Below are 3,716 nucleotides of genomic sequence, written 5' to 3'. Positions count from 1 at the left end.
TTAGAAGCGGATTGCGCCCTATTCCACGGGGATGCGTATCTTCTGACCAGGATAAATCAGGTTGGGATCTTTGATGACCTCCCGGTTGGCTTCGAATATGCGAGGATAATCCGATGCCTTTCCATAGTATTTCTTGGCAATGGCCGATAACGAATCACCGGACTGTATCTCGTAGTACTGCACCTCCTGCACCGGCGCCGGCGCCGTCAGCCCGTCGGCGTGTACTTCGCTGATACCCTTGACATTGCCGGCCATCAGCACGGCTTTTTGCATGGCCTCGGCGCTCTCGGCCTGCCCGCTGAGCGTTGCCACGCCGTCTTTGACGCTGACCTCGAGGTTGCTTACGCCGGGGTTTTCTTCCTCAATGTGCCCCTTGATCTTTTCCGGGGCTTCATCTTCTGAGCCAAAAAGCTTGTTGCCGATGTTGCGTGCAAAATCGAAAAGTCCCATTGTCTTCTCCTTTGTGATGTTTGCTGTCAGATTGCTGGAATGGGGTTTTCTCCGGCCCCGGGAAGGGGACCGCAAATATCCGGACGTTGAATGGTTAAAAACCCTCTACAGACCGACCGTTTTTTCCAGCCGGGAGGTTACCTCCGACGAAAGGCCCAGCCCTTCGGCCAACTGCTGCAGGTACTGGCGTTCGGCTGGAGTGTCCACCTTGATGGCCAGCAAAGAGGACGCATAGACCTGGGCGGCCAGTTGGGGGCTGGTCCTGGCGGCGGTCACGATACCGTCAAGGTCCATGGGCTTGTTCATTTCGCCGATCACAAAATCGCGTGCCTCGCTGTCAGTGCCGGCCGCTTCCAATTTGCCGAGAATGCGCTGGATCTCGGACTGGTCGATCTGGCCGTCGGCCTTGGCTGCATTGATCATGGCTTTTAAGACAAGCTCGGCGCCCTGTTCGAGTTCCTGCTCTTGTTGTGGGTTTTCGGGCTGGCGCAGGCCCACCGGCACCTCCTGAGCTTCAGGGGCGCCGCCGGCACCCTTAAGGGCTGAAAAGGCCATGGCGGCCAGCATGGCCATGGTGCCGCCACCCAAAGCGCCTTTGATCGAGCCGCTCCCGCCGCCCAAAAACGCGCCGGCGAGGGCACCTATCCCGCCGATAGCCAGATTGTTGGTGCCGCCCAGGGCTTTTCCGGCCTCACCCAGTACTCCTTGAAGCATTCCGCCGATCCCACCCCTTCCGCCGCCCAGCAGCCCCGACAAGGCCTCACCGGCACCACCGCCCAATCCGGCCAAAGGGTTTGTGGACGATGACCCGCCGGCGCTCAGGGCATTTTTCAATCGCCCGGTGGTCGATGCGGACATACCCGACTGCATGAGGGTTCCGAGAATATCACTGAAATTAATCATGGTCTTCTCCTTATGTCAGCTGTCTGGTCAATGGTTCAGTAAGTGACTGCGGGATCGAGGACGTTGGCCGCCTCGACCCAGGAAGCAACGGTTTTGGGCGCCGGCAGGGATCTAACCAGCTGACGTCCCGAAGCATTGACTTCCTCCATTTTAGCCAGCAGGTTCTCAGGGTTGCGGTTGCGCAACTCCTTGACAGTGTCCACGCCGGCTTTTTCCAGAAGTTCGGAATACTCCTTGCCGATGCCTTTGACCCGGAACAGGTCTGCCATGTTGACCCATTTCAATATGAATTTAGCATCGATACCGGTTTCTGCTGCCAGCGCCTTGCGGCCCTTGGCGGTTTTTCCCTTTTCGAGGACATCATTAACCGTTGTGATACCGGCCTGCTGGAGTTTTGCTGCATACACGTCTCCGATACCCTCGATTTCAGTGATCTTGTAATTGGGCATGATACTTCCTCCTTTTTTTTCGATAAGTTTATATCTCCATGCGCAACCAATTAAAACCCACCACCGGTACGAAACCCGCCACCGCCGCCGAAACTGCCGCCACTTCCGAAACCGCCGAATCCTCCGAAACCGCCTCCGGATCGGCCCCGAGATCTGCCGGACCCACCCCTGTCGGATCTGCCGGCATCGGGAAAATCCCATTTCTGGGAGTGGTCGATGCGGTCCCAGGCGCTGCCCGAGGATATGGCGCCGCGCAGGATTTCTCCCAGCAGGACACCCAGCCCCAGGTTGGCGGGAAAAGAGGAAGCACTGGCGTCGTAGTTGCTGCGACGGAACTTTTCGCGTAGCGTTGAAAGATCCTCCAGCGCATTGCGCTGCTGCTGCTGATTGGTTTTTAGCTCGGAAATACGATCGGTTAGGGTCTTGTGTGTCTGCTGCAGCTGGTGAAGCCGCATCACGATGGCATCGTCTTCGGGCCGGGGCGTGCTCTGGGCCTGCTGAAAGAGCGCGATGACGTCTTGACGCTCCAGTTCGGCGGCCATCAAGGCCACGGCCTTTTGCGTGTATTCATCCTCGCCGGAGGCAAAGTCGTTCTTTTGGCGCAGCAGTTCCTGGTAGCGCTTCTCCTCGGCTTCCATGTCGTCATTGACTTGCTGGAGTTGTTTCTCCGCCGTATCCAGTGCCGCCTGCAGTATGGCCACTCCGTCTTTTTCGGCCGCCTGTCTCTCCATCGCCAGTAAGGACTGCTGCTGGCGTTCAGCCTCCTCGGCGGCTTTGGCAGCATGCTCTCTTAAACGCTGGGGAAGCTCGTTTAGCATGTGGTAGTCGGCACGCGTTTCTTTAAATCGGATCAGGCGGGCCACCCATCCGTCCAGCATGCGGGTAATACCGCCGTGCCGATAGTCGGGTGTGAGGTACCAACGGTCCCACAGGTACATGAAAAGCATATCGTCCTGGTAAGGCTTACCCTTGCTGGCCAGGTCGGCCTCGGACTGGGACGCTTTTTCATCGGCCCGGCCGGCCACTTGAACCGCCGCGGCCGCTGTTTCCTGCCGGCGGCCATAGTCTGCGGTCTTTTCCAGTGCCGATTTGCTTTTCTGGATCTGCTTCCATAGGGTGTCTGCAGCCGTGTCGCGTGCATCGCGGCGGGTTTCGCGCTGCTGTTCCAGCATTTGCTGGCGCTGTTGCCCCTGGGTGATATCCTTTTCAAGGGTTTCCAAGGCTTGTTTGTGTTGATCCATGAACGCCGGCACAGCCAAATAGGCCTTGTTCAGCCGGGCTGTCACGTTGCCGGCCCTGATCTCATCAAGCCTGAACTTAGCCAACTCACGGTATTGCTCTGCCGTTTCGATGCGCGATTGGCTTAACTGTGCGTTGAGGCCGTCCATTTCCCGATCGACCGCTTCAATCCGGGACTGGGCCTGCAGCACATGGTTGTTGATTTCCTGTAGCGTGTCTCTGCCGGTGATCATTTTATGAAACTCCGCGTTGAACGATTACCACTGGGTAATGGCGCCGCCAGTGGTCGGGATGGCGTACTGGGGGGCCAAGTAGCCGCGTTTTTTGACCCCGAACACGTTGCGCCCGATGATGCCGTCGTCCATCTTGTCGCGCTTGACCTGCTCGAAAATGGCCGGTTCGACCCGCAGCCCCCACTGCTCAACGGTGCTCGTTTTCCCATCCTCTTCGCTGGTGACGGGCAGAGAAAGGCGTTTTCCGTCGGTGGTAACGGCCGCGACGATAATATAGTAGTTACGCGCATTGGGGTTGTTCTGGGGGACTCTCCATACGCCGCTGGGTGTGCCTGGGCTAGAAACGATGCGTACCTCGTACTGCTGGGTCAACTGCGTGTAAAGCTGTCTGAGGGCTGCGTAGCCTTTGTCTGCGGCCACGCTATCCTTACGTGACACGGCA

At 58.0% G+C, this 3,716-nt stretch carries 5 protein-coding genes; all 5 read right to left on the bottom strand.

Going from position 1 to position 3,716, the window contains the following annotated elements; all coding sequences use genetic code 11:
* Positions 1-18 precede the first annotated feature (18 nt).
* Positions 19-450 (bottom strand): peptidoglycan-binding protein LysM, encoded by a 432-nt coding sequence (lysM, locus tag QNK41_RS00605; protein ID WP_319252684.1) that lies wholly within the window; start codon positions 448-450, stop codon positions 19-21.
* A gap of 105 nt (positions 451-555) precedes the next feature.
* A complete protein-coding gene (locus tag QNK41_RS00600) occupies positions 556-1,353 on the bottom strand; it encodes a tellurite resistance TerB family protein (protein ID WP_319252682.1) in 798 nt (265 codons plus the stop codon).
* 35 nt (positions 1,354-1,388) lie between these two features.
* Positions 1,389-1,802: a DUF4332 domain-containing protein gene (locus tag QNK41_RS00595; protein WP_319252680.1), complete on the bottom strand. Its 414-nt coding sequence runs from the start codon at positions 1,800-1,802 to the stop codon at positions 1,389-1,391.
* Between the two features lie 50 nt (positions 1,803-1,852).
* A complete protein-coding gene (locus tag QNK41_RS00590; RefSeq protein ID WP_319252678.1) occupies positions 1,853-3,274 on the bottom strand; it encodes a hypothetical protein in 1,422 nt (473 codons plus the stop codon).
* 24 nt (positions 3,275-3,298) lie between these two features.
* Positions 3,299-3,716: DUF6384 family protein (locus QNK41_RS00585; protein ID WP_319252676.1), on the bottom strand; the 418-nt coding region annotated here is incomplete at its 5' end.

Source organism: Desulfosarcina sp. (assembly GCF_033791525.1).
GTDB lineage: Bacteria > Desulfobacterota > Desulfobacteria > Desulfobacterales > Desulfosarcinaceae > Desulfosarcina.
This window is presented reverse-complemented; position numbering and strand designations above follow the sequence as displayed.